The following is a 21,386-nucleotide window of genomic DNA, read 5'->3' on the forward strand; positions in this document are numbered from 1 at the left end:
TTTTCCACACACCGTATGAACATGAAAACCCCCGGTCAAGTGGTCGAAAGTGTGTTCCCATGGCTATGTTTCCACAGGCTCGTCCACAGTTCTCCACACAGCATTCCGGCGTGTTCCGCAATCCGTCCACAGAGTTATCCACAGGGCCGTTTGTTGGGGATAACTCTGCGGCCGTAGCTTGGCCCAGCGACTCGGGGATGTCAGTCGCTGGGGGTAGAAAGTCGTTGCAGGTGTCGGGCCACTGTGTCCAGCCCTGCGTCGTTCAACAGAGGAGAGAGTGTGTCGATCGCGCATCTTGAGCCCGCACCGCAGGAGTACGCGGAGCGCGGCATGGAACGCACCCCGCCGCACGACCTGTTGGCCGAACAGTCGACCATCGGCGGCATGCTCCTGTCGAAGGATGCCGTCGCCGACGTCATCGAGACCGCTCGTGGCGTGGACTTCTACGTCCCCAAGCACGAGGTCATCTTCGACGCGATCCTCTCGCTCTACTCGCACGGCGAGCCCACCGACGTCATCGCCGTCACCGACGAGCTGACCAAGACCGGTCTGCTGTCCCGCGGTGGTGGCGCCGAGTACCTGCACAGCGTGACGAGCATGGTGCCGACCGCGGCCAACGCGGGGTACTACGCCGGCATCGTCGCCGAGAAGGCAGTCCTCCGTCGCCTCGTCGACGCCGGTACCCGCATCGTGCAGATGGGCTACGCGTCCGAGGGTGAGGTCACCGACCTCGTCAACAGCGCGCAGGCCGAGGTCTACAACGTCGCCGGTGGTGTGCAGACCGAGGACTACGTCCCCCTGACCGACGCCATCTCCGCCGCCCTCGACGAGATCGAGGCCGCCAAGGGCCGCGACGGCCAGATGACCGGCGTGCCGACCGGGTTCGCGCAGCTCGACGGCCTGACGAACGGCTTCCACCCCGGACAGCTGATCATCGTCGCCGCTCGACCCGCCCTCGGTAAGTCCACCCTTGCGCTCGACCTGTGCCGCGCCGCCGCGATCAAGCACGATCAGACCGCCGCCTTCTTCTCGCTCGAGATGGGTCGCGCCGAGATCGCCATGCGTCTGCTCTCCGCCGAGACCAGCGTGCCGCTGCAGAACATGCGCAAGGGCACCGTGGACTCCCGCGACTGGACCACCATCGCGCAGACCCGCGGGCGCATCAACGACGCCCCCTTCTTCATCGACGACTCCCCCAACATGACGCTGGTCGAGATCCGCGCCAAGTGCCGTCGACTCAAGCAGCAGCACAACCTCAAGCTCGTCGTCATCGACTACCTGCAGCTGATGACCTCGGGCAAGAAGGTCGAGAGCCGCCAGCAAGAGGTCTCCGAGTTCTCGCGTGCCCTGAAGCTGATGGCGAAGGAACTCCAGGTCCCCGTCATCGCGCTGTCCCAGCTGAACCGTGGCCCCGAGCAGCGTGCCGACAAGAAGCCCGCGATCTCCGACCTGCGTGAGTCCGGGTCGATCGAGCAGGACGCCGACATGGTCATCCTGCTGCACCGCGAGTCGGCGTACGAGAAGGACAACCCGCGGCAGGGAGAGGCCGACCTGATCGTGGCGAAGCACCGTAACGGGCCGACGGACACCATCACCGTGGCGTTCCACGGGATGTTCTCGCGGTTCGTGGACATGCCGCAGTAGGGCGGGTGTCGTGTCGGTGTCACCACTAGATGGTCTCTCCGCCTAGAAGATGGTCCTTCCTAGTGAAGCGGATCATCTGTACGGCGGACCACGGCCTGATGATCGGATCGACGTCATGAGGGGCCTTCCCTACCTACCTGCGCCTGTGTCTACGCCGTTCGCTGGAGCTCCCAGGAGCTTTGCCCCCGATCCGGAGCCTCGACGGCGGCGTACGCCGGACCCCTGGGCGGACTTTGAAGCGTGGTGTACACGGCGCGGGATCGGCTCGTTGCCCGCCTCCGGCGCGGTTGTCGCAAGTTATCTACTCGATCGGTCGCGGGACGTCGATGACACGGGGGCACTCGCTCATTCGCCTGGTCGACTTCAAAGTTGGATCGATGTCATCGATGCAAAACACGTGGCAGCAGACCTTCCGCGAGTAAGACTTGCTCCGCCGGTGCCGGCCGTTCTTTCCACCCTCATCCGGTACCGCAAGGGGGAGTGTCAGTCCTTCCAGGCAGTGCGCACGCTTGAAGCTGTGCTGGAGGCTATCGAGTGCTCTCTCAAGGGAGCAGAGAAGGACCGCGCCCGGGCGTTGCTTCTGATCGGAGCAGTCGGAGGATTGACATACGCGAGCCTGAAGGCCCTGCGTTTCGGCGATGTGCTTGCGGACCCCGGGGACGGCCTTCGAGTGTCGACTTCCTCCGCTGACACCACTTGGATCCCGGTGACCCGGCAGGCCGAATTGTGCCCCGCATGTGCTTTCGTCAGGTGGTGCGCCCACACTGCGCCCCGGAAAGAGCCGGCGGCGAATGCCGGGCAGTTCGGTCATGTCTGCTTAATTGCCGCCATCTCGTCGCCGGCCGGGCTAGAGAAATCCCCCTTGTTCCGTCGGGTAGGGACGAATGAGGGCGTCAATCCTCAGCCGCGCCGGGCAGTCGGGTGTCTTCTCCCCCCAAACGCGCCGGGACGCGAGAGCGGCTTCTCAACGACCCGAACCGCAACACGACGAGGTTGCGTTGCTTCAGCCTGGAGGGGCGTCGAGTGCAAACGCGCCCCGGTCCGCGAGCGACAGTCGTCCGCCTCTCGAAGTCGTAAAACCAGCGACGACGAGCGCCCTCAGAACGCCGACCACAACCCAGGCCGCCACCTACGCGGAGTGTCGCCGCCGGCGGTTAAGAGCACTCCCTGCGAGTGCCAGCGCGGCTAGTTGTACTGAGTCATCACGTTGGTGAAACTCGGGCTGCGGGCGTGAGCCCGTGGCTCGAGTGGATCCGGCCAGTGTTGTAGTGCTCGATCCAGGGTGCAAGTGCGTCGGCACGTGCGTTGTTGTTGGTGAAGGGCTGCCGATAGGCCCACTCGGTCGCGAGGGTCCGGTTGAAGCGTTCGACCTTGCCGTTCTGCCATGGGCAGTGCGGCTTGATGAACTTCTGCTTCGCACCCAGCTCCGCGACCGCGTTCTTGAACGCGGCTGAGTGCCGGTAAGCAAAGGCGTTGTCCGAGATCACCCGCTCGATCTTCCGGATGCCATGGGCGGCAAAGTACGCTGCCGCGCGGGTGAGGAACCCAGCCGCGGTCACGCCGCGCTCGTCCGGGTGGACTTCGGCATAGGCGAGCCGGGTGTGGTCATCGACAGCGGCGTGAACGTAGTCGAACCCGATCGGTTTCTTATCGACGCGGGACTGGTGATTCGCGGCCGTCCAGCCCTGCACCCGCCAGCCGCCGCCGTCCGGGATCCGACCGAGCTTCTTCACATCCACGTGCACCAAGTCGCCGGGGTGCTCGTGTTCGTATCGGTTCGTGGTCGCTTTGGTGGCACGGATCAGGGCACCAGTGATCGGGTCCAACCACGCCAGCGGCGGAACGTGGTGCCGGGCGAGGACGCGAGAGATCGTGCGAGCCGGCACCCCGGTCTCCGCAGCGAGACGGGCGGGACCGAACCGGAGCCGGGTCCGTGCCTCCAGCACCGATTGCTCGCGCTCTGGAGTGGTCTTCGTCGGCGATCGATGCGGCCGGCTTGACTGGTCCGACAAGCCGATGTCGCCGTGGTCCCGGAAACGCCGCACCCACCGATGCGCACACTGGCGAGAGACGCCGAGTTCCTTCGCGACATGAGCGACTGGACGACGGTCCTCAACAACGCGAGCGACGAGTAACCGTCGCCCGTGCAGCGTCAACCGGGCGTTAGCGTGGACCACAGAGGCCTCCTGGTGATGGCAGAACTAGACAGCTCCATCAAGCCAGGAGGCCTCGTCACGTCACAAGACCCGAAGTGTCACCAACGTCATGGCCGAGTACAGCTAGTCCGCGGAAGGCAGATCCAGTTCCGCGTCGGGCGCGACGGCCTGGATTGCCTCCAACACGTAGCTCCGACGGCCCTCGTCCGCGCCTCGTCCCACCGCGGTGTAGATCGTGAAGCGCGCCTCCACACGCCGGTCTTCCACCGTGGCGAGTTGAGCGACGCGTTGCTCTAGATCTGAGGACTCAAAACTGGCAGCGAATGTGCGGACGCGGTCGTCCGCTGAGAAGAACATCACTCCTGTGTCCCACCGATGGCCTGTGATCGCTCCGGACGTCGTCCACTGGGCACGATGGACGTCCTGCACAGCGAGCTGTTCCGCCAGATGCTTGGCACCCCTGCTCGACAGCGACACACCGTGCGTGCGCAGTCCCTGCTTACGGAACTCACCCGTAACCTGCCAGTCGCGCGCAGCGACTTGCTCAGCCACCTTTCGCAGCTGGATGCGTGCTCGAACTGGGATGGTCTGGATGATGCCGTCGAGCGCGTCGTTCTCCTGGTCCGGCTCGGCGTTGCTGAACACCGTGGCGATGGCCCACAACGACTCAGAGAACACATCGCTCTCAGTCCACACCCGATCGTCCGTGGGAGCCCCGCCCAAAGGTGTGTGCCGTGCATCGGAACGCTCATGTGGCGAGGGGGCGATGAACGTGGCTCGAACCGAGCCAGGTCCAGGAGCGATGCGCAGCGGGGAGCTCATCGCTCCGAGCCGGAGGGAACTCTTCACGAACTCCTTGGACGCTTCGGCCATCGCGGTGACGAACAAACCGAACGAACGAGCGTTCGTCGCATGCTCTTTCACATCGCCGTCGTCAAGATGAAGCTCCAGCTCCGCCGCTTCCGGTGCGAGCTCCTCCTCCGCGACGAGCTGCAGACTCGGAGTATCCGCAGCAGACGCGAGGAGCGCGCCGACGAGCAGATCCCGATCAACGTCGGCGAGTGCTTCGCGGAGCGCCTCCCGGAAGAGTTGCTCGAGGGACTTCTGGTCACTGCTCGACATGCGGGTTGCTCACCTCCACGTAGCCCTTCCGTTCCCCAGCAACCAGAGTCTTGTCCGGACCAGTGACGTTTGACCACATGCGATCCCAGTACGCGAGCTGTGCCGGCTTGCCCGCAGGCGCCGGGTACGCGTCAATCAGACCACCCATCACTGCTGATTTCGGCATGTTCAGCGGCTGGCCCGAGACCTTGCCGCTGACGTCTGACACGGTAAACAGTGGTGCTCGCACGATCGCGCTCAGACTCCCGGACGGAGCCGGGGTGTCGTAGACCACGACGACATCGGCGTCCTCCGGAGCGGCCCAATCCTTGTGGGTCACGAAGCCGCCGTCGATCCGTAGTCGCGCGGACGGGAGTGAGACCCAGATCAGTTCTGCGTAGAGGGAGAGCGCGCTGAATATCCGCTGTCGCTGTTCGCGATGCGGCGCTTCGACGACGAACCGCTGATGCAGCTCCTCGAGTGTTGTCGTGTACGGGTGCTCCGCGGGTGGCAACATCCCTCGTTCATCCAAAGCCGGAAGCACGGTCCCCCTCAAAAGTCGTCTGCATGAGTCTAGAGGTGAGGAACACTTGGCCTGTTAGTGCGGAGGAGTCACAGCAACAAGAGCGCTGATCTGGGCAGCGCCACTCCCTGCCCACTTCCACGCATCTCGACTGGGACCTGTTCACCGCACGCCGCATCCGGCACGCGCACACAGGACGGGCAACCGCGCTGCACCGACGCGACCTGCGAGCACTCGGGGCACAATGCATGGAGCCGTACCGACTCGCGAGTTGACAGCGCCGTACAACGACCCCTTGAGGCTGGCGCTCTGCCCGATGCCATCGGGGTGACGCCCTAGTGGCGATCCGGGCCGCCGCACCGCGGCTTCGAGCGAGATCTCGACTCGTACTCGAAAGGCGCGGTCATGTCGTCGTGGTGGCTTCGAGGTCCGGACCGGATCGGGAGCGGGCTGGTGTCGGCTACTGAGGCGACCGAGCCAGAGTGGGGAGGCTGCTACGAAGCGAACGCTGAGGTGAGCGCGGAGATGGTGTGACGAGCGAGTTCCGTCGACTCGTGGGTGACGCCGGCGCTCACTCCCGCCACTACGGGTGCGAGAAGCCCCTTGATGAAGGTGACGCTGCGCCGCAGTTTGTGCACGTCTGGCGCCTCTCCGGTAGTTTCCGCGAGTGCGTCCTCCGCTGCCTGCCGCAGTTCCGCTTCATCGTCCGAGCCGAGACCGTATGCGCCGGCATTTCCGAGGACCGTGGCCAGGAGCTCCGCGATTGCCTCGAGGCCGGGCGCGACAGCTTCGACGCGATTCTGCGTCACCGGTCCACTGTTTCCCCAGGCCACCTGGGCGCCGTCACCCGTGATGTTCACCGTCGTGCCATGGTGGTGAACGACAGCTGCAGGAGCAGCGGTGGCGCGGCGAGTGCCCGGCTGCACGGGTACCTGGATCGGATGCTTGTCGAACTCGCGCTGCAGCTCCTTCGTCATCTTCGCAATCTCGGTGCGGTTGATCTTGAAACCGTTGGACATGCTTTTCCCTTCTCGACGGGTCACGGTGGGCGCACCGGGCTGGTGCGCCCACCGGTACTGCTACTTGGAGCCCTTGGACTTCGCCTGCGCGAGTGCGCTGGCGGCGATGCTGCGGGTGCGGGCCGAGGAACGCCCGTCACGCAACGCAGCGGACGCCTTGTGCGCGACGGACTTCGACGTGGTGCGAGACGAGGACTTCGCCATCATGAATCACCTCCCCTCGAAGGTCGGGGGCGGAGCGGTCAGGGCGTCCGGAAGGTCCGGCCGCAGGAGTCGCAGCGGACGTCAACGCCGCGCACGAACGCGGTGATGTTCCGGAACGCGTGCCTGCAGTGCGGGCACGTGATCGTGTACGTCCGGGTCTGCACCCGGTACGTGATCCGACGAGTGGGCATGAGCATCCAATCCAGCGGACTGTTGCGCTCGCCAGCCTCGATGTGGCACGGATGTGCCACATCTGCCGCTGACGGTTTAGGCTCATGGAGATTCTTGCCGGAATCCATGGGCCCCTGCGTAACGGTCGACCTCGGTCGGACGTTCCGACAGGGGCCTTACTTTACGTGGCGAGCCTACATCTTGGGGCGGACATCACCGCCGACCACAACATGAAGTGTTACAGCCGTGTAATTCTCCACAGCGCTCTCCACAAGGAGGACTATTGCCGTACCCCGCCGAGCCCGCGGAATATCTGGGTGCGGGCTCGTGGTGAACCCCACGGCGTGCGGAGATTCCACAGGCTGTGGATAGTCGTGCCCGGCGTGTCCGGGAAGCCAAGCGCCAGCGCGGGAGTCCGATCTGTCGTTAAGCACGCCACGGTCATGGTCGAGGGCGCATCTGCGTGCGGCGGTGGGCTCAGGGAGCCGCGTACGGGCTGAGGGGCACTGGCGCTTTGCCTCGTCACGGCCCAGACGACGCCCTTCAGTGCTCCAGCAGTGACCGGTCGTTCCATCGGTTCAGCCACCGGTACTGTTCCGCCCCGGTTTTCCGCGGAATCTAGGGGCTAGACGCCCAACTCAGGACGTGAGAAAAACTGCTCGAAGCTTGACGTACGGACCCCTCTCGGAGACCCCCGTCCCCGTCCGGGCGGCTTCCCGATCACCCTGAGCTCCGGGAGCAAGGCCACATCGGTCCCGATCGCTGCGAGGAGTTCGCTCGGCTCGTGACGCACTACTGGAGCAACGACGCCTTCATGCAGGGAAACCTTCGACTCAGTTGTGGCCGCCGCCGAAGCCGCTGCTGTCCGACGCGGATCCCGGGTCGTTCACGGGCGCCCATTCGCTGCCCTGCATCGTCGACGCCGGGCCGTCTGGTTCGTACTGGCCGTGCTTGCTCGTGAACCAGCCCGCGAAACGGCCGACCTACGCGATGATCGCGACTGCGAGACCCCCGATCGCGAGCCACACTTCGGTCGTCATGGTCGCACTGTACCGCGGGTGCGGAACTCAGCCACGAGACCGTCCTGTGTACGCTGGCGCCTTCATGCGGATTCCACCAGGAGACTTGGCCAACTGGCCAAGTCGGGCGGTATGGTCGACTTGTGACCCTCCAGCAAGAGCATCGCAGCGTCGAGGAACGACGCGAGCAGCTCGTCGACGCCGCGATCGCCGTCCTGCGAGACGGCGGCATCAGTGCCGTGACCACCCGCGCGGTCACCGCCCGCGCTGGCCTGCCGCACGGCGCCTTCCACTACTGCTTCGCATCGAAGGCACCGCTCTTCCGCGCCGTGCTCGAACGCCAGCTCCGCACGGCCATGGCGGTCGCGTTCGCACCGCCGGTCACGCGGCTCGACCTGGAGGCCCGGATCACCTCCGGCCTGTCGGCCCACCTCGCGCAGACGCGCGACGATCCAGCGACCGCACTCGCCGTCGTCGAGCTGGTCACCCACTCACGGCGCGACCCCGACCTGCAGGACCTGGCCGCCTGGGAGCAGCACGCGTACCTCGACGCCGTCCGCGAGCAGGTCGACGAGTGGACCGCCGAGGACGGCATCCGCTGGGCAGTGCCGGTCGAGCACGTCGTCCGGCTGCTCATCGCGACCGCCGACGGCATCAGCTCGACGTGGCTCGCCGACCGCGACGATGCTTCGGCGGATGCCACCGTCCGGGTCGCGGCACGGGCGATCGCGGCCCTGGCGGACGGGAGCGACGCATGAAGTGGCTGTTCCTCGGGACCGCGATCGTCGCCGAGGTCACCGGAGCGCTCTCGATGCAGGCTGCTGTGGACCAGCCCGGGTGGTACGCGCTCGTCGTCGCGGGCTACGTCGCCGCGTTCGCGATGCTGATCCTGGTGCTCCGCGCGGGGATGGCGGTCGGGGTCGCCTACGGCATCTGGGGAGCCTCCGGTGTCGCCCTCACCGCGGTGCTCGCGGCCGTGCTGTTCGGGCAGGCACTCACGCTCACCATGGTCGCCGGCATTGTGCTCATCGCTGCCGGGGTGCTGCTGGTCGAGATCGGCTCGCAGCGAGCCCTCGCCGCACGGAAGCGCGAGGCGCCACAGGGTGGTACGACGCAGCGCGAGGCGTTCTGATGGCCTGGGTCCTGCTCGCCGTCGCGATCGTCTCCGAGGTCGGTGCCACGATCAGCCTCAAGCTCGCCACCGACGGCAAGAAGGTGTTCTTCGTGCCCGTCGTCCTGGGGTACCTCGTCGCGTTCAGCCTGCTCGCCGTGGCGCTGACGCTCGGCCTGCCGATCGGTGTCGCCTACGGGATCTGGGCCGCGACCGGTGTCGCACTGACGGCGATCCTGGGCCGGGTGCTCTTCCGCGAACCCTTGACGGCGCTCATGCTCGGCGGGATCGCACTGATCATCGCCGGGGTCTTCCTCGTCGAGCTCGGACACTGACCGGGGGCTGCGTCGAAACCGAACCTGCGCCAGAATCGCACCATGACCGACAACCGTGACGACCAGCCGCGCGTGATCGCCGTGAGCCGGGACGACGTCCATCGGTTCAGCAAGCCCGTGGTCGACGAGGTGACCCTGGTCGAGGGCTGGGGCATCGAGGGCGACGCCCATGCCGGGACGACCGTCCAGCACCGGTCTCGAGTCGCGCGTGACCCGTCCCAGCCGAACCTGCGGCAGGTCCACCTGCTCCACGCCGAGGTGTTCGACGAGGTCGCCGACGCCGGGTACCACCTCGAGCCGGGCCAGATGGGCGAGAACGTCACGACCCGCGGTGTCGACCTGCTCGGCTTGCCGACCGGCACCGTGCTGCACCTCGGCGACGAGGCGTGCGTCCTTGTGACGGGCCTGCGGAACCCGTGCCAGCAGATCAACGGATTCGAGCCGGGTCTGTTGCGCGAGGTGCTCGGGCGGGACGAGGACGGTGCGGTGGTGCGGAAGGGCGGCGTGATGAGCGTCGTCGTGACCGGCGGTGTCGTCCGGACGGGTGACCGCATCCGGGTCGAGCTCCCCGCCGGCGAGCAGCAGGCGCTCCAGCCGGTCTGACGAGCCCCTACTCCCCCGCTGCCGCGGCCTGCTGGTACAGACTCGTCGCCAGGTCGTTGAGCACCTCGTGCAGCTCGCCGCCGTGCGCGCCGTCGACCGCCCGGAGCATGGCGGCGTAGCGCTGCCGGTAGTCCGCGACGACGTCGTCGCCACTCGGCAGCAGCCGCAGCAACGACCCACGACGGTCGTTCGGGTTCGGCGCGCGCTCGAGGAGTCCGGCGGTGCTCATCCGGTCGATCATGTTCGTCACCGCGCCCGAGGTCAGGCCGAGGTAGCCGGCGACCTCCGTCGGCGTGGAGTACCCGGTGTCGCTGATGAGCACGAGTGCTCGCAGGGCGTTCTCGTGCACCCCGGCTCGGGCGCTGAGCTGGTTCACCAGGCTCGCGTTCGCGCGCACGACAGCGGTGAACGCGGCCATCAGGTCGGCGGCGTCGTCATCGGGTGCGGCGGGGGTCACGGGGGGAATCCTTCCATGTCGGGAACCCGGGGGACGGGAGCGTCCCCCGCACTGGGGTAGGTGTGCGAGTGGCTAACTTGGTCAAGCGGTGACTATCTTAATGATTGAAGCAAATCCGCCCGAGTGACTTGCTTCCCCCAACCACTGCGAACCACCGAACCGATGAGGTACACCGTGTCCACCAAGCTCCGCACCTCCGCGCTGAAGCGGATCCGTTTCGCCCCCGTGGCGCTCCTCGCCGGCATCTTCGCCGCCGTGCTCCTCTCCCTCTCGCTCACCGGCACCCTGTCCGGGTTCGCGGCGAGCATCACGAACAGCAGCAACACCGCCGCCAGCGGCACGCTGATCATGCAGGAGCAGAACGCCGGCGCGACCGTCACCTGCCTCAGCACCGACGGCGGCTCGGTCTCGACGAACTCCGCGACCTGCTCGACGATCAACAAGTTCGGCGGCAGCACGACGATGACGCCGGGCAACACGGTCAACACGGCGATCTCGATCAAGAACACCGGCACCGCTGCCGCGAGCACCTTCACCCTGACGCCGGGCAGCACGTGCACCCAGTCGAACAACGGCTCCTCGAACGGAACCGCGACCGACCTCTGCGCCAAGATGAACCTCGTCATCACCTCGGGCTCGACCACGGTCTTCAGCGGCACACTCGCCAGCTTCAAGGGCGCCGCAGCGTCGGCCTTCACGATGCCCGCAGCTCCGGCCGCCGGCGCCTCGACGCCGTTCAACTTCGCGGTGACCCTCGACTCCTCGGCGGGCAACACCTACCAGGGCCTCGCAGCCTCGGTCCCCATGACCTGGACGTTCACGGCCTGATCCCGCTCCGGGCCGGCTCCCCCCAGCCGTCCCGGGACGTCCCGTGACCCCAGACCGGCGACGCTCGACCGACCCCCCTCCGGCCGAGCGTCGCCACCCCCGTTCCACCAGCGCAGTAGCCGCACCCCACCGAGCCGCAGGAGCACGACATGAGCCAGACCGCAGCGATCCCGCTCAGCGGCACGCTCGACCGTCCGGTCCTCCGCGGTCGCGCGGTCACCCGGTCCGAGACCGTCCTCGCCTGGTTGCTCGCCCTGGTCGCCGCCCTGCTGCTCACCGCCGCGGTGCTGTTCCTGTCCGCCGGTGGCCGCTGGTTCGTCGTCGAGACGCCCTCGATGGGTGAAGCAGCCCCGGTGGGGACCCTCGTGCTCGACCTGCCGGTCGACGTCACGACCCTGCGCGTCGGCGACGTCGTCTCGTTCGAGACCTCCGCCAACCCCGACGTCGTCTACACGCACCGCATCATCGCGATCGACGCCGACGGCGGCCTGCACACCCGCGGCGACGTGAACGGCGCGGTCGACCCGTGGACGCTGTCGCAGGCCGACGTGATCGGCACCCCGGCGCTCCTGGTCCCCCACCTCGGCTGGCTGTTCCGCGCCGCCCCGATCCTGCTCATCGGCACGCTCCTGATCCTGACCCTGACCAGTGCATTCACCGACCGGGTCACCCGCACGTGCCTCCGGATCGCCGGCTCCGCCCTGACGGTCTCGTACGCCGCGTTCGTGCTCAAGCCGTTCGTCAACGTGACGACCATCACGAACACCTCGAGCCCGACGGGCGTCGAGGCCACCGTCATCTCGTCCGGCATCTTCCCGGTGCGCATCGACGCCCACGGCGGCAACACCGTGCACCTGGTCGACGGTGAGGTCGGCCGCGTGGTCATCCACGAACTCACGAAGAACGGGCACTACCAGCTGACCTCGAACATCGACCTCGACCCGCTCGGGTGGGTGGCGCTGATCGCCGTGTGCCTGGTGCCGCTCGTGGCCTGCCTGGCCGTCGGCCGCGTCGAGGCGGTGCGTCCCTCGTGATCCTCCGTCACCTGCGTGACGGCCGTGTCGTCGCCCTCCTGCTCGTGGTCGCCCTGGCCGTCGTCGTCCTGCTGAACCAGTTCGCCCCGACGCGCTCGGCGTACAGCGCCACCGTCCGGAACGACACGAACACCGCCGCGACCGCGCCGTACTTCACCTGCACGGGAGCCGTCGGAGCGGACACCGCGAACGCCCTGTTCGCGTACCGGCTCACCGAGTCGACGAACGCGAAGACCGCGACTGACTGGTCGGGCCGCGGGGCGAACGGCACGTACCAGGGCGCGATGACCGCGGCCACGGCGACCCCGATCGCCTGCCCGCGGGACAGCGGCAGCGCCTACGTGCTGAACGGGTCGACGAGCTACGTCTCGACCCCGACCTCGTACGCCAACCCGACGACCTTCAGTGAAGAGGTCTGGTTCAAGACGACGGTCGCCGGCGGACAGCTCATCGGCTTCGGCAGCAGCCAGACCGGTGGCTCCGGGCAGCACGACCGCAAGCTCTACCTCAACACGAGCGGACAGCTCGTGTTCGGTACCTACAACGGCACGACCCAGGTCGTCTCGTCGCCGAAGGCCTACACCGACGGCGCATGGCACCACGCCGTGACGACGATGTCACCGGCCAACGGCATGCGCCTGTACGTCGACGGCACGCTGGTCGCGTCGAACGCGACCTACAAGACGCCGGAGAACTACACCGGCTGGTTCCGGATCGGCTACGACACCATCGGCGGGTGGCCGGGTTCGCCCGCCAACGCCTACTTCACCGGGTCCATGCGGTACGCGGCCGTCTACGGGACGGAACTGTCCGCGAGCCAGGTCGCCGCCCACGCAGCAGCCGGTCGCTGACGCGCCCGCGGTCGCGCCCACCCCGCCGCGCGAGGTTCCGAGATCTCGGAACCTCGCGCGCGCGCAGCGCCCCGATCGGAACCTCGGCGGCACGCGGGCGGGGTGTCGTGGAACCTCGCGTAGCCCGACACCGCCGCGAGCCTTCCGTCAGGAACCGGGGCGGGCGCACCAACCCCCGGATTCGGCCTGCCGAATCCCTCTGATCAGGCCTTTTCGTACTCGGAACCGTGCCAGGATCGACAGGTCCTGAGACGTCGGCGTCTCCGTCCGACCGTCTCGAAAGGCGCCGCCCCCATGTCGTTCTGGGCCCTCTTCCTCATCGCGCTCGGCGTCTCCGCAGACGCCTTCGCCGTCGCCCTCGGCAAGGGCCTGCACATGAAGCGCTTCGACGTGCGGCACGCCCTCGTCATCGCGCTGACGTTCGGTGCGTTCCAGGCGCTCATGCCCTTGCTCGGGTGGCTGCTCGGTTCGGCGTTCGCGCAGTACATCGCCGCCTTCGACCACTGGATCGCGTTCGGGCTGCTCGCGCTGATCGGCGGCAAGATGCTGTGGGAGGCGTTCTCGAAGCACGAGGACAACGAGCAGGACACCGACCGCCTGCCGATCCGTGAGCTCCTGGTCCTGGCGATCGCGACGAGCATCGACGCCCTCGCGGTCGGGGTCACGCTGGCGTTCCTGCCGGTGTCGATCGGCGGCGCGGTGCTGCTCATCGGTGTGACGACGGCGGTGTTGTCCTTCGCCGGCGTGGTCGTCGGGCGCCGTGTCGGAGCCCGGTTCGGCAAGCCGGCCGAGATCGCCGGCGGTGTCGTGCTCATCCTGATCGGCGTGAACATCGTGCTCGAGCACACGGGCGTCATCGGCTGAGGTCGGCGGTGTCGCGCCGCACACGCCTCCGCCACCCGGCGCATGATGAACGCATGTCCCGCATCCTCGTCACCGGATCGACCGACGGCCTCGGGCGGGCGACCGCCGACACCCTGCTCCGCGACGGGCACGACGTCGTCGTGCACGCCCGGAGCACGGCACGTGCGGACGCGGTCGCCGACCTGCTCGACCGCGGTGCCACACTCGTCGTCGCCGACCTGTCCGACCGCGACGCCGTGATCGCCGCCGCGCGCGACCTCGACGCCGACGACCCGATCGACGCGGTCGTGCACAACGCCGGCGTGATCTCCGGCCGTGCGCTGATCCCGGTCAACGTCGTCGCGCCGTACCTGTTCACCGCGCTGCTCCACGCGCCGACCCGGCACGTGTACCTGAGCAGTGGGATGCACCGCGGCGGCCGCCCCCGACTGGACGCCGTCGACTGGGACGGCACCGCGGAGACGAACACCTACTCGGACACCAAGCTCTTCGTGACCGCGCTCGCCGCCGAGGTCGCCGAGCGCCGGCCCGGTGTCCTGAGCAACGCCGTCGACCCGGGCTGGGTCCCGACCAAGATGGGCGGCGCGGGGGCGTCGGACGACCTCGAGCTCGGGCACCGTACCCAGGAGGCCCTCGTGACCGACCCCGACGCAACCCTCAGCGGTGGTTACTGGTTCCACGGACAGCGGCAGGAGCCGCACCAGGCGGTCGCTGACCCGCAGTTCCGCCGCCAACTCGTCGACGCCCTGGCGACGGCGACGGGCATCACCCTCTGAAGCAGGACAGGAGCACCATGTCGACGGTCAGGGTCCACAACTTCGCGATCTCACTCGACGGGTACGGCGCCGGAGCCGACCAGTCGGTCGACCGGCCGTTCGGGCACGCCGACAGTCGACTCATGGGGTGGTTCGCCGCCACTGCCACCTTCCGTGCGATGCAGGGAGCGTCCGGCGGGACCACCGATGTCGACGACGAGTTCGCTCGCGCCTGGGGACCGGAGATCGGTGTCGAGATCATGGGGCGGAACAAGTTCGGACCCCAGCGCGGACCGTGGCCGGACGACGGCTGGACCGGGTGGTGGGGCGACGAACCGCCGTTCCACACGCCCGTGTTCGTGCTCACCCACCACCCGCGCGAGCCGATCGAGATGGCGGGCGGGACGACCTTCCATTTCGTCGACGCCACCCCGGCGGAAGCGCTCGAGCTCGCCCGCCAGGCCGCACCGGGCCGGGACGTCCGGATCGGCGGCGGGGTCGAGACCGTCCGCGAGTTCCTGCAGGCCGACCTGGTCGACCACCTGCACCTGGTCGAGGTGCCGATCGTGCTCGGCCGCGGCGAGCGGCTCTGGGACGGACTCGAGGGGATCGAGGAGCGCTTCGCCGTCGAGACGGTCGCGTCGCCGTCGGGCGTCGTGCACCGCACGTTCACGCGGGCGGCGCGCTGACCGCCGGGGGCACTGATCGCACCGACGTGCGAAAGGGAGGCGCGGTGCCAGGCCGCCACGGGCCTCCCGTCCGCACTGCGCGCCACGTCGACGACCGACGGCGGTCCCGGGGTTCTCCTGCGGATGGCAGGATGGGTCGACCCCATCGCCGACCAGATCCGGAGTGTGCACGTGACACAGGTCCCAGGTCGGCGTGAGCGGAACCGGCAGGACAAGCTCGACCGGATCACGGCTGCTGCCGGCGAGTTGTTCGCCGAGCACGGCGTCGACGACGTGACGACCCAGCAGATCGCGGAGCGCGCGGACATCGGAGCCGGCACGCTCTTCCTGTACGCGACGACCAAGGGCGAGTTGCTGCTGCTGGTGCAGAACGCGAAGTACGACGAGGCCCTCGCGCAGGGCTGTCGAGCTGCTGAGGCGACCGACGACGTGCTCGATGCGGTGCTCGCGCTCGTGACGCCGATCGTCGCCTGCAACCGGGTGCAGGTGTCCAACGGGCGGACCTACCTGCGGGAGATGGCCTTCGGGGACCCGGGCGAGCCGCACCATGCGCGAGCGCTCGCGATCGCTGGGATGACCGAGCAGGCGATCGCGGAGATCCTGATCGACCGCGGACGTCTCGACGACGCACGGGCCGCGACGCTCGCGCACGTGGTCTCGGCGGTGGTGTTCGTCACCATGGTGTCGCACGTCGACCCCGAGACCAGCGTGGCGAGCGTCGTCGAGTCGATCCGGGCGCAGCTCGAGGCGGTCCTGCCGCACTGAGGCGGACTCCCGTCAGACGACGGTGACGACGGTCTTGCCGCGCACGCGGCTCGTCCCGATCGACACGAGCGCTTCGGGGGTCTGGTCGAAGGCGAACGTGGCGCCGACCACCGGGCGGATCGCGCCGGCCTGCACGAGGTCGGCGATCTGCTGCAGCTGCCCGCCGTCGGCACGCATGAACAGGAACTCGTAGGTGACCCCGAGGCGTTTCGCCTGCGCGCGGACCTTGCGGCTGATGCCGGCGATGACCAGGCGGATCACCGGGCCCAGCCCGGCTTCCTTCGCGAAGGCGGGGTCGGGGGTGCCGTTGATGCTCACGACCTTGCCGCCGGGGCGCAGCACGCGCATGGACTTCTCGAGGTTCTCGCCGCCCAGGCTGTCGAGGACGAAGTCGTAGTCGGACAGTTCCTGCTCGAAGTCCTGGGTGCGGTAGTCGATCACCACGTCGGCACCGAGCTCGCGGACGAAGTCGGCGTTGGCGGCCGACACCGTGGTGGCGACGTGGGCACCGAGGTGCTTGGCGAGCTGGATCGCGATCGTCCCCACGCCACCGGAGCCCGCGTGGACGAGCACCTTCGTGCCCGGTCCGACCCTGCCCTTCTCGACGAGCGCCTGCCACGCGGTCAGGGCGACGAGCGGCATCGAGGCAGCCTCGGCTGCGCTCACGTTCGACGGCGCGCGGGCGACGTCGGCTTCGTCGACGGCGATGCGCTCGGCGAACGTGCCGATGCGGTGGTCACGGGGGCGGGCGAAGACCTCGTCGCCGGGCTTGATGCGTCGGACGCCTGCGCCGACCGCGATCACGGTGCCGGCGACGTCGTGGCCGAGGACGAGCGGGGTCTTGTACGGCAGGATCAGCTTGAACTCGCCCTGGCGGATCTTCTCGTCGAGCTGGTTCAGGCCGGCGGCGGCGACGGCGACGAGGACGTCGTGGTCACCGACGACCGGTTCGGGGACCTCGGTCTCGCGGAGGGGCTGCTTGTACTGGTCGAACGCGAAAGCGCGCATGGTGGTGCTCCTGGAGTCGATTAAATGAGAAGACTCAAGTCTGAGTGCACTCAGTAAATGGTGTCAACCCGTCGACCCTGAGCCACCCGCACGAGGAAGGACTACCGTCGACCGCAGGTGACCCAGGCCCCCGGCTGCCGGCACGATCTCTTCGTCCGATGCCGACCGGAACAGGCCATGTCCTCCTCGCAGTTGAACGTCCCACCAGCCCCCACTGGTGCGTCCCTGCACGAGTCGACGAGCTGGACGGCCCTCGACGGCGAACTCTGGGAAGCCCACGCCGGCCCGTTCCACATCGGCACCGTCGAGTTCACCGCCCGCTACGAGGTGCGCCTGCGTTCCGGCGAGGTCATCGGCGAGCACACCAGCTTGGAGAGCGCGAAGGCGCAGCTCGAGTCGTGGACGCGGTGGAACCTCGGCGGGCGGCCGTGGTCGCCCGTGCTGGCTGACTGATCAGTCCATCGCGTCGTCGTAGATCCCGATCAGACGGTCCAGGAACGCCTGCACCGTGGCGCGTTCGTTGTCGTCCATGTCGGCGACGACGTCCTCGATGCCCTCGATCAACGGGAGCACCAGGTCGTACGCACGATCGGACGACCGCTCGGCTGCGGTCACAACGAGCTTCCGGCCGTCGCTGGGGTGCCGCTCGCGCGTGACGTGGCCAGCGGACTCGAGTCGGTTGAGCACGAGGGTCATGGCGGCGGTGGAGATCTCCAGTCGCCGCGCGAGCTCGGTCGGGGTGGACCGTCCGTGGGTGATGAGGTGGTCCATCGCCTCGAGCCCGGCCGCGTCGACGTCGAGTACCCGGGCGAGGTGTCGCTCGAACCGCTGCTGCCGCACCCCGACCTGCTGCACCCGTGCGCGGATGTCGTCGTCGGGCAGCGGTCGTCCGTCCCGACGGGCGGCTTCGCGGTCGCGTCGGTCGTCGCGGTCGCTCCGGGCGTCGCGGTCTCGTCGTCCGTCGGTGGGCGCTGTCGGTTCGTCGTGCGGCACGAGGTCGATGGTAGTCGTGTAGATTGCCAATCTCATTGGTAATCAAGATTCGAGGCAACATGTCGACCGACCGCAAGCGCGTCCTCATCTCCGGTGCGAGCATCGCCGGACCCGCCCTGGCCTACTGGCTGCACCGGTACGGGTACGACACGACGATCGTCGAGCGCGCGCCGGAACTCCGGACCGGCGGCCAGAACGTCGACGTGCGGGGCGCCGGGCGCGAGGTCTCGCGGCGGATGGGGATCGAAGACGACCTCCGTGCCGCCACGACCGGTGAGGTCGGCACGCGGTTCATCGGCCGCTCCGGTTCGGTCATCGCGGAGTTCCCGGCCGGGACCACGGACTCGGGCGGCGCCACGGCGGAGCTCGAGATCCTGCGCGGTGACCTCGCGCAGCTGCTCGTCAGCCGGACCGCCGACACCACCGAGTACCGGTTCGGCGACCGCATCACCGGCATCGCGGACAACGACGGCGGCGCCGGCGACGGCGTGACCGTGCAGTTCGAGCACGCCGCCGACGAGCGGTTCGACCTGGTGGTGGCGGCGGACGGCATCGGGTCGAGCACCCGGCGACTGGTCTTCGGCGACGAGCCCGAGATCCGGTCCCTCGGCCTCGAGACGTCCTACGCGACGATCCCCCGCACCGACGCCGACGACGACTGGTGGCGCTGGTACAACGCACCGGGTGGCCGATCGGTCACGCTGCGCCCGGACCCGCACGGCACGATCCGGGCGACACTGTCGTTCGTGACCGACCGGACACGGGAGCGCGCCGGATCCGAGCGACGATCGATCGAGGAGCAGCGCCGACGACTGCACGAGGTGTTCGCGGGCGCCGGCTGGGAAGCACCTCGTGTGCTCGCGGGCATCGACGCCGCCGACGACCTGTACTCCGAGTCGATCGGGCAGGTCCGCGCGCCGCGGTGGTCCGAGGGCCGGGTCGCGCTCGTGGGCGACGCCGCCTACTGCGCCTCACCGGTCAGTGGCATGGGCACGAGCCTGTCGCTCACCGGGGCGTACGTGTTGGCCGGCGAGCTCGCGGCCCACGTCGACCACCGCGACGCCTTCCGTGGCTACGAGCGCATCATGCGGCCGTACGTCGACCAGGCGCAGCAGCTGCCGCCGGGGGTGCCGCGGGTCGCGAACCCGAAGAGCCGACTCGGGATCGCTGCGTTCGGTGCTGCGGTCCGGGTCGCCTCCACCCCGTTCATCGGTCGGCTCGGGGACCGGTTCTTCACGCCACCGGCGGACGCGATCGACCTGCCGGACTACGCACACCTGGGCTGACGTGCCACCTACAGGAGCCCGGTCAGGACGCCGCCGTCCGCCCGGATCGCGGCGCCGTTCGTCGCGGAGGACAGCGGGCTCGCGAGGTAGGCGACGAGCGCCGCGATCTCGGCCGGGTCGATGAAGCGCTCGAGCAGGCTGGTCCGGTTCTGACCGATGATCGCGGCCCGCATCGCCTCGACCGGAAGAGCCTGCGCCTCGGCGATCGCCTCGACCGTCGTCGCGACACCGTCGGAGTACGTCGGACCACCGAGGACGGTGTTGATCGTGACCGAGGTCCCACGTGTCTGTTTCGCGAGTCCGTTCGCGAGCGCGATCACCGCGGCCTTGGTCACGCCGTAGTGCACCATGTCCGCGGGGACGTTCACACCGGACTCGCTCCCGATGAACACGATGCGACCCCACCCGCGTTCGAGCATCCCGCCGAGCAGGTGCCGCGACAGGCGGACCCCGCTCATCACGTTGACCTCGAAGTACCGGGACCAGTCCTCGTCGGCGATCGACTCGAAGGCGGCGAGGCCGAAGAGTCCGACGTTGTTGACGAGGACGTCGACGTCGTCGAGGGACCCGAGCAGTCGGGTGACTTCGCCCGGGTCTCCGAAGTCGGCCGCGATCCCGGACACCGTGGCTCCCGGCTGGTCGCGCCGCAGGCGATCGACGGCTGCCTCGACCCGGGCGTCCTCCCGGCCGTTGACGATCACGCGCATGCCCTCCGCTGCGAGTGCGGAGGCGATCGCGTACCCGATTCCCTGCGTCGATCCGCTGATGAACGCCGTTCTGCCCTGGAGCTGCAGGTCCATGGATCCTCCTTCGTCGTCCCGCGTCGCTCGACCCGGTGACTTGCCTGAGCAAGTAACCGTACGGTGGTTTACTTGCTCAGGCAAGTCACGCGCCGTAGGATGCCTCAATGGCACTGCCCGACGAACCACACGGCCTGCACGGCGAACGACTCGAGATCTGGGCAGCGGTGGCGACGATTCTCGAACGGCTCCCGGTCGCCCTGGACGCCCAACTCCAACGAGACAGCGGCCTCACGCACTTCGAACTCGGGGTCCTCACCGCCCTCGACGCCGCGCCGGACAGGAACCTGCGGATGAGCACGCTCGCCGGGTACGCGAGCTCGACGCTCTCGCGGCTGTCCCGCGCGGTGACGCGGCTCGAGGCGAAGGGGTGGACGCGCCGTGTGGTCGACCCGACGGACGGCCGCTTCACCCTCGCGGTCTTGACGAACGACGGGCACGGCAAGGTCCTCGAGTCGACGCCCGCGCACCATGCCCTGGTCGAGCGCCTGGTCTTCGACACGCTCACCGAGACCCAGACACGGCAGCTCGGGGTCATCGCGCGGAGCATCGGCGACGCAGTGGACGCAGCTCCGGCGTGGACGCCGCCTGCGACGCGCTGATCTGACCGCGCGGCGGTCGAGGAGCCGATTCCGCGACGCTGGCGGCGCTCTGGTCGTGACCAGGTGGCGGACGGGAGGCACGGTGCGGGCGCGCACCGTGCCTCCCGTCCGTTCTGGCGTTCCGTCTCAGGCCGCGACCGCTCCGTCTGCCGGCTCGCGCAGCGCCGGGCAGTGCTCGGCAGTCGGGTGCTCGCTGATGGCGATGACCTCGTCGAGCCGGCCACGCGCGGCCTCGAGCTCCGCCATCTGCGCCGTGATCCGGTCGCGCTCGGCGACGAGCAGCGCGAACGACTCCGGCGTCGCGTGCCCGCTGTCCACGCAGGGCAACAGCTGCACGATGGTGCGGCTCGGCAGACCGGCGGCGAACAGCTGCTGCACGAGCTGGACGCGTTCGACCGCCGGGGCGTCGTAGACGCGCTGCCCGCTGCTGGTCCGCGACGCGGTGAGCAGTCCCTGCTCTTCGTAGTACCGCAGCGAGCGCACGCTGGCGCCCGTCTCCGCGGCGAGGTCGCCGATCCGCACGTCGTCTCCGATCCGGGGCTTGCCCCTGACATGGATGTGAGGTCTT

At 68.5% G+C, this 21,386-nt stretch carries 25 protein-coding genes; 15 read left to right on the forward strand and 10 right to left on the reverse strand.

All coding sequences use genetic code 11. From position 1 onward, the window contains the following. The first annotated feature begins 279 nt into the window (after nucleotides 1-279). Nucleotides 280-1,644, forward strand: a complete 1,365-nt coding sequence (gene dnaB, locus EDF42_RS02015; protein WP_111083664.1) for a replicative DNA helicase — start codon at nucleotides 280-282, stop codon at nucleotides 1,642-1,644. Nucleotides 1,645-2,846: 1,202 nt separating this feature from the next. Here dnaB and EDF42_RS02020 read toward each other — a convergent pair. From EDF42_RS02020 to EDF42_RS18785, 5 genes are all read right to left on the reverse strand, one after another. After that, nucleotides 2,847-3,821 carry an IS481 family transposase gene (locus EDF42_RS02020; protein ID WP_123671307.1) on the reverse strand — a complete coding sequence of 325 codons (975 nt, stop codon included), beginning with the start codon at nucleotides 3,819-3,821 and terminating at the stop codon, nucleotides 2,847-2,849. 102 nt (nucleotides 3,822-3,923) lie between these two features. After that, nucleotides 3,924-4,922 (reverse strand): hypothetical protein, encoded by a 999-nt coding sequence (locus tag EDF42_RS02025; protein WP_123671308.1) that lies wholly within the window; start codon nucleotides 4,920-4,922, stop codon nucleotides 3,924-3,926. Next, on the reverse strand, nucleotides 4,909-5,445 hold the full coding sequence (locus tag EDF42_RS02030) for a DUF6932 family protein (protein WP_395864949.1): 537 nt from the start codon (nucleotides 5,443-5,445) through the stop codon (nucleotides 4,909-4,911). Before EDF42_RS02030 ends, EDF42_RS02025 begins: the two co-directional genes overlap by 14 nt. 473 nt (nucleotides 5,446-5,918) lie before the next feature. Continuing rightward, complete coding sequence (locus EDF42_RS02035; RefSeq protein WP_123671310.1) at nucleotides 5,919-6,443, reverse strand: hypothetical protein; 525 nt, start codon at nucleotides 6,441-6,443, stop codon at nucleotides 5,919-5,921. A gap of 60 nt (nucleotides 6,444-6,503) precedes the next feature. Further along, on the reverse strand, nucleotides 6,504-6,647 hold the full coding sequence (locus tag EDF42_RS18785; RefSeq protein WP_185040718.1) for a hypothetical protein: 144 nt from the start codon (nucleotides 6,645-6,647) through the stop codon (nucleotides 6,504-6,506). A 1,333-nt stretch (nucleotides 6,648-7,980) separates the two neighbouring features. Between EDF42_RS18785 and EDF42_RS02040 the strand changes: the two genes are divergently transcribed. The 4 genes from EDF42_RS02040 to EDF42_RS02055 are packed head-to-tail and all read left to right on the forward strand — an operon-like array spanning nucleotide 7,981 to nucleotide 9,886. Further along, nucleotides 7,981-8,595 (forward strand): TetR/AcrR family transcriptional regulator, encoded by a 615-nt coding sequence (locus EDF42_RS02040; protein WP_123671311.1) that lies wholly within the window; start codon nucleotides 7,981-7,983, stop codon nucleotides 8,593-8,595. Further along, on the forward strand, nucleotides 8,592-8,969 hold the full coding sequence (locus EDF42_RS02045; protein ID WP_123671312.1) for a multidrug efflux SMR transporter: 378 nt from the start codon (nucleotides 8,592-8,594) through the stop codon (nucleotides 8,967-8,969). Before EDF42_RS02040 ends, EDF42_RS02045 begins: the two co-directional genes overlap by 4 nt. Then, nucleotides 8,969-9,283, forward strand: coding sequence for a multidrug efflux SMR transporter (locus EDF42_RS02050; protein WP_123339337.1), 315 nt, complete (start codon nucleotides 8,969-8,971; stop codon nucleotides 9,281-9,283). Before EDF42_RS02045 ends, EDF42_RS02050 begins: the two co-directional genes overlap by 1 nt. A gap of 42 nt (nucleotides 9,284-9,325) precedes the next feature. Next, nucleotides 9,326-9,886 carry an MOSC domain-containing protein gene (locus tag EDF42_RS02055; protein WP_123671313.1) on the forward strand — a complete coding sequence of 187 codons (561 nt, stop codon included), beginning with the start codon at nucleotides 9,326-9,328 and terminating at the stop codon, nucleotides 9,884-9,886. A 7-nt stretch (nucleotides 9,887-9,893) separates the two neighbouring features. On the opposite strand, the gene EDF42_RS02060 is transcribed toward EDF42_RS02055, so the two are convergent. Continuing rightward, entirely contained in the window at nucleotides 9,894-10,343 is a 450-nt protein-coding gene (locus EDF42_RS02060; RefSeq protein WP_185040719.1) for a MarR family winged helix-turn-helix transcriptional regulator, read from the reverse strand. Nucleotides 10,344-10,517: 174 nt separating this feature from the next. Between EDF42_RS02060 and EDF42_RS02065 the strand changes: the two genes are divergently transcribed. The 7 genes from EDF42_RS02065 to EDF42_RS02095 all read left to right on the forward strand — a co-directional run bounded on the left by EDF42_RS02065 (nucleotide 10,518) and on the right by EDF42_RS02095 (nucleotide 16,129). Next, on the forward strand, nucleotides 10,518-11,171 hold the full coding sequence (locus EDF42_RS02065; protein ID WP_123293393.1) for a hypothetical protein: 654 nt from the start codon (nucleotides 10,518-10,520) through the stop codon (nucleotides 11,169-11,171). Nucleotides 11,172-11,320: 149 nt separating this feature from the next. Further along, entirely contained in the window at nucleotides 11,321-12,205 is an 885-nt protein-coding gene (locus tag EDF42_RS02070) for a S26 family signal peptidase (protein WP_123671314.1), read from the forward strand. Continuing rightward, nucleotides 12,202-13,056 (forward strand): LamG domain-containing protein, encoded by an 855-nt coding sequence (locus EDF42_RS02075; RefSeq protein WP_123671315.1) that lies wholly within the window; start codon nucleotides 12,202-12,204, stop codon nucleotides 13,054-13,056. Before EDF42_RS02070 ends, EDF42_RS02075 begins: the two co-directional genes overlap by 4 nt. 294 nt (nucleotides 13,057-13,350) lie before the next feature. After that, the gene (locus EDF42_RS02080; protein ID WP_123671316.1) at nucleotides 13,351-13,920 is read left to right on the forward strand and encodes a manganese efflux pump MntP family protein; all 570 of its coding nucleotides are present in this window, start codon (nucleotides 13,351-13,353) and stop codon (nucleotides 13,918-13,920) included. Between the two features lie 53 nt (nucleotides 13,921-13,973). Further along, a complete protein-coding gene (locus EDF42_RS02085) occupies nucleotides 13,974-14,696 on the forward strand; it encodes an SDR family NAD(P)-dependent oxidoreductase (RefSeq protein WP_123671317.1) in 723 nt (240 codons plus the stop codon). Nucleotides 14,697-14,713: 17 nt separating this feature from the next. Further along, nucleotides 14,714-15,364, forward strand: a complete 651-nt coding sequence (locus tag EDF42_RS02090) for a dihydrofolate reductase family protein (protein ID WP_123671318.1) — start codon at nucleotides 14,714-14,716, stop codon at nucleotides 15,362-15,364. A gap of 165 nt (nucleotides 15,365-15,529) precedes the next feature. Continuing rightward, nucleotides 15,530-16,129 carry a TetR/AcrR family transcriptional regulator gene (locus EDF42_RS02095; RefSeq protein ID WP_260235068.1) on the forward strand — a complete coding sequence of 200 codons (600 nt, stop codon included), beginning with the start codon at nucleotides 15,530-15,532 and terminating at the stop codon, nucleotides 16,127-16,129. Between the two features lie 12 nt (nucleotides 16,130-16,141). On the opposite strand, the gene EDF42_RS02100 is transcribed toward EDF42_RS02095, so the two are convergent. Next, the gene (locus tag EDF42_RS02100; RefSeq protein ID WP_123671320.1) at nucleotides 16,142-17,137 is read right to left on the reverse strand and encodes an NADP-dependent oxidoreductase; all 996 of its coding nucleotides are present in this window, start codon (nucleotides 17,135-17,137) and stop codon (nucleotides 16,142-16,144) included. A gap of 177 nt (nucleotides 17,138-17,314) precedes the next feature. On the opposite strand from EDF42_RS02100, the gene EDF42_RS18790 reads away from it, so the two are divergent. After that, on the forward strand, nucleotides 17,315-17,590 hold the full coding sequence (locus EDF42_RS18790) for a hypothetical protein (RefSeq protein ID WP_185002942.1): 276 nt from the start codon (nucleotides 17,315-17,317) through the stop codon (nucleotides 17,588-17,590). On the opposite strand, the gene EDF42_RS02110 is transcribed toward EDF42_RS18790, so the two are convergent. After that, a complete protein-coding gene (locus tag EDF42_RS02110; protein ID WP_260234988.1) occupies nucleotides 17,591-18,130 on the reverse strand; it encodes a MarR family winged helix-turn-helix transcriptional regulator in 540 nt (179 codons plus the stop codon). It lies immediately after the preceding gene. A 59-nt stretch (nucleotides 18,131-18,189) separates the two neighbouring features. Between EDF42_RS02110 and EDF42_RS02115 the strand changes: the two genes are divergently transcribed. Continuing rightward, nucleotides 18,190-19,416 carry an FAD-dependent monooxygenase gene (locus EDF42_RS02115; RefSeq protein ID WP_123671322.1) on the forward strand — a complete coding sequence of 409 codons (1,227 nt, stop codon included), beginning with the start codon at nucleotides 18,190-18,192 and terminating at the stop codon, nucleotides 19,414-19,416. Between the two features lie 8 nt (nucleotides 19,417-19,424). Here EDF42_RS02115 and EDF42_RS02120 read toward each other — a convergent pair whose 3' ends face one another. Further along, on the reverse strand, nucleotides 19,425-20,216 hold the full coding sequence (locus tag EDF42_RS02120) for an SDR family NAD(P)-dependent oxidoreductase (RefSeq protein ID WP_123671323.1): 792 nt from the start codon (nucleotides 20,214-20,216) through the stop codon (nucleotides 19,425-19,427). 107 nt (nucleotides 20,217-20,323) lie between these two features. Between EDF42_RS02120 and EDF42_RS02125 the strand changes: the two genes are divergently transcribed. Then, nucleotides 20,324-20,818 carry a MarR family winged helix-turn-helix transcriptional regulator gene (locus EDF42_RS02125; RefSeq protein WP_123671324.1) on the forward strand — a complete coding sequence of 165 codons (495 nt, stop codon included), beginning with the start codon at nucleotides 20,324-20,326 and terminating at the stop codon, nucleotides 20,816-20,818. A 126-nt stretch (nucleotides 20,819-20,944) separates the two neighbouring features. Here the strand turns inward: EDF42_RS02125 and EDF42_RS02130 are convergent, their stop codons facing one another. Next, entirely contained in the window at nucleotides 20,945-21,340 is a 396-nt protein-coding gene (locus EDF42_RS02130; RefSeq protein ID WP_123671325.1) for a MerR family transcriptional regulator, read from the reverse strand. Between the last annotated feature and the right edge of the window lie 46 nt (nucleotides 21,341-21,386).

This window comes from Curtobacterium sp. PhB172 (assembly GCF_003752545.1).
Classification (GTDB): Bacteria; Actinomycetota; Actinomycetes; order Actinomycetales; family Microbacteriaceae; genus Curtobacterium.

Bases quoted from the DNA above. Each gene is read 5' to 3' on its own strand.
- EDF42_RS18785 (WP_185040718.1), bottom strand. From the start codon at position 6,647: ATGGCGAAGTCCTCGTCTCGCACCACGTCGAAGTCCGTCGCGCACAAG.
- EDF42_RS02085 (WP_123671317.1), top strand. From the start codon at position 13,974: ATGTCCCGCATCCTCGTCACCGGATCGACCGACGGCCTCGGGCGGGCG.
- EDF42_RS02055 (WP_123671313.1), top strand. From the start codon at position 9,326: ATGACCGACAACCGTGACGACCAGCCGCGCGTGATCGCCGTGAGCCGG.
- EDF42_RS02045 (WP_123671312.1), top strand. From the start codon at position 8,592: ATGAAGTGGCTGTTCCTCGGGACCGCGATCGTCGCCGAGGTCACCGGA.
- EDF42_RS02120 (WP_123671323.1), bottom strand. From the start codon at position 20,216: ATGGACCTGCAGCTCCAGGGCAGAACGGCGTTCATCAGCGGATCGACG.
- EDF42_RS02090 (WP_123671318.1), top strand. From the start codon at position 14,714: ATGTCGACGGTCAGGGTCCACAACTTCGCGATCTCACTCGACGGGTAC.
- EDF42_RS02125 (WP_123671324.1), top strand. From the start codon at position 20,324: ATGGCACTGCCCGACGAACCACACGGCCTGCACGGCGAACGACTCGAG.
- EDF42_RS02050 (WP_123339337.1), top strand. From the start codon at position 8,969: ATGGCCTGGGTCCTGCTCGCCGTCGCGATCGTCTCCGAGGTCGGTGCC.
- EDF42_RS02035 (WP_123671310.1), bottom strand. From the start codon at position 6,443: ATGTCCAACGGTTTCAAGATCAACCGCACCGAGATTGCGAAGATGACG.
- EDF42_RS02070 (WP_123671314.1), top strand. From the start codon at position 11,321: ATGAGCCAGACCGCAGCGATCCCGCTCAGCGGCACGCTCGACCGTCCG.
- EDF42_RS02115 (WP_123671322.1), top strand. From the start codon at position 18,190: ATGTCGACCGACCGCAAGCGCGTCCTCATCTCCGGTGCGAGCATCGCC.
- EDF42_RS02025 (WP_123671308.1), bottom strand. From the start codon at position 4,922: ATGTCGAGCAGTGACCAGAAGTCCCTCGAGCAACTCTTCCGGGAGGCG.
- EDF42_RS02100 (WP_123671320.1), bottom strand. From the start codon at position 17,137: ATGCGCGCTTTCGCGTTCGACCAGTACAAGCAGCCCCTCCGCGAGACC.
- EDF42_RS02080 (WP_123671316.1), top strand. From the start codon at position 13,351: ATGTCGTTCTGGGCCCTCTTCCTCATCGCGCTCGGCGTCTCCGCAGAC.
- EDF42_RS18790 (WP_185002942.1), top strand. From the start codon at position 17,315: ATGTCCTCCTCGCAGTTGAACGTCCCACCAGCCCCCACTGGTGCGTCC.